The organism is Nocardioides sp. (assembly GCF_050699375.1).
Taxonomy (GTDB): domain Bacteria; phylum Actinomycetota; class Actinomycetes; order Propionibacteriales; family Nocardioidaceae; genus Nocardioides.
In genome coordinates this window covers 1-2,154 of record NZ_JBOHDN010000172.1, presented here as the reverse complement: position 1 = coordinate 2,154, position 2,154 = coordinate 1, and the positions used below count along the sequence as shown (strand labels likewise).

Annotated in this window: 1 protein-coding gene; it reads right to left on the bottom strand. The window is 69.8% G+C overall.

Translation table 11 applies throughout. The features are described 5' to 3' along the window. Window positions 1–2,154: aminopeptidase N (gene pepN, locus ACRDPS_RS13055; protein WP_431502074.1), on the bottom strand; the 2,154-nt coding region annotated here is incomplete at both ends.

The following is a 2,154-nucleotide window of genomic DNA, read 5'->3' as shown; positions in this document are numbered from 1 at the left end:
CGGAGCGCTTCTCGGCGGTGGCGGACAGCTCGGCGAAGTAGCGCTCGACATAACCCTCGGTGAGCTCGGCCGGCCCGGTCCAGAAGGCGCGACCGGCGGCCAGGATGTCGTAGTTGGGCAGGTCGGTCTCGCCGGTGAAGACGGACCAGCCGTACGTCTTGGCCTCCGCGTCGGGGATGCTCACCAGGGCGCCGGTGAGGTGGATGCGGGCCTCGTTGGCCGGCTCGGCGTCGTACGCGGCCCGCAGCTCCTCGCGGGTGGCGAACCCGTTCTCGGCGAGCTTGGCCAAGACGCGCCAGCGTAGGTCGATGTCGGTCTCGATGCCCTCAGGTGGGGTGTCGAGCCAGGAGCGCAGCAGGGTCTCAGAGACAGCCGATCGGATCGCGGCGCGGTAGGCGGACAGCTGCAGCTCGGAGCCGGGCACCGTCTCCTCGAGCTTGCGGATCGCCGCGTCATGGAGCCGCTCGCGGGCGCCGGCGGGAGCCAGCGGCACCACCAGGCCGAAGAGCCAGGGCATGGTGCGCCGTGGGGTGTCCTCGAGATCCTCGATCGGCAGCGAGGCCTCCGCGATGTCGATGACGTCAGCGGGGTCGACCGCGGCGTTGAACCAGGCGCTGCGAAGGTTGTTCCACACGCCCGCGCGCAGGCCGTCGTCGGTGATCGCGGGCAGCGCGCCCTTGAGTGCCTGCACCGTCTCCCAGTCGGGGATGGACGAGGCCCAGGTGTCGTCGTAGGGGTCGAGCACGACGGCGTTGGCCGCCACCTGCAGCGGCGTACGATCGCCGGTCACCGTGATCTCCTCGGTGGTCCACCGGGTGCCGTTGAGGACGGCTGCGCGGAAGGTGTGCGAGCGGTTCGCGGGGTGCTTGGCGGGGGCGGTGCGGTTGACGACCATCTTGACCGGGTCCCACGAGAGCGTGTCGGGACCGGCGGTGAGGAGCCACTGGGAGGTGAAGGTGTCGAGGTCGAACTCGATGCCGGCCTCGGCGGCAGCGGCGTCCCAGGACCGGAAGAGGTCGTGCATCGTCGCGTTGCCGAACCGGTGGCGGGTGAAGTGGTCGATCGCCCCGGCGAAGAAGACGTCGTCGCCCAGCGACGCGGCGAGCTGGCGCAGGATCGCGGAGCCCTTGGAGTAGGAGATGCCGTCGAAGTTCTGCAGCGCCGAGACGGCGTCCTCGGCCCCGTTGCCGGCCACCGAGTGCGTCGACCCGCGCTGGTCGGCGGTCAGCCCCCACTGGCGGCGGGCGTAGGACATGTCGGCCCAGGCGTCGGCGTACTCGGTGACCTCGGCGGTGACCCGGTTGCCCATGTACTCCGCGAACGACTCGTTGAGCCACAGGTCGTCCCACCACTGCGGCGTGACCAGGTCGCCGAACCACTGGTGGGCCATCTCGTGGGCGACCGTGGTGGCTCGCTGGATCCGCATGCCGCGGGTGACCCGGCTGGTGAAGATGAGCGGGTCCCGGAAGGTCACGCACCCCGGGTTCTCCATCGCACCGGCGTTGAACTCCGGCACGAACGCCTGGTGGTAGTTCCCGAACGGATAGCGGATGCCGAAGAGCCGGTGGAACTCGTCGAAGCACTGCTTGGTGAGGGTGAAGAGCTCCTCCGCGTCCTTGTCCAGGTCGGCGGCGATGCTCTGGCGCGAGCTCAACGAGAGCGGGATGCCGTCGTGCTCGTCGTGGATCATGTGCCACGGACCGGCGACGAGCGTGACGAAGTACGTCGAGAGCGGCTGGCTCCGCTCCAGCTCCCAGACCCCGGGGCCGGTCTGCGTGCCCGGCGCGTTGCCGACGACCGTCCAGTCGACCGGTGCGGTGACGTGGAAGGTGTAGGGCGCCTTCAGATCGGGCTGGTCGAAGCAGGCGAAGATCGTCGGGGCGGCGTCCATGAAGCACATCCCGTAGACGTACGCCCTGCCGTCTGCCGGGTCGATGCTGCGGTGCAGCCCCTCGCCGTCGTTGCGGAACGGCATGGTGGCCTCGGCGACCAGCTCGTTCGGGCCCTCCTGCGTCGTGATCGGGAGACGGCCCTTCTCCAGGGTGTCCGGGTCGATGGGGTCACCGTTGAGCCAGATGCCCTGGACCGAGACGGGTTTCAGGTCGACGAACGTCGGCCCGCCGGCCGAGGTGAACCGGATCGTCGTCACCGAGC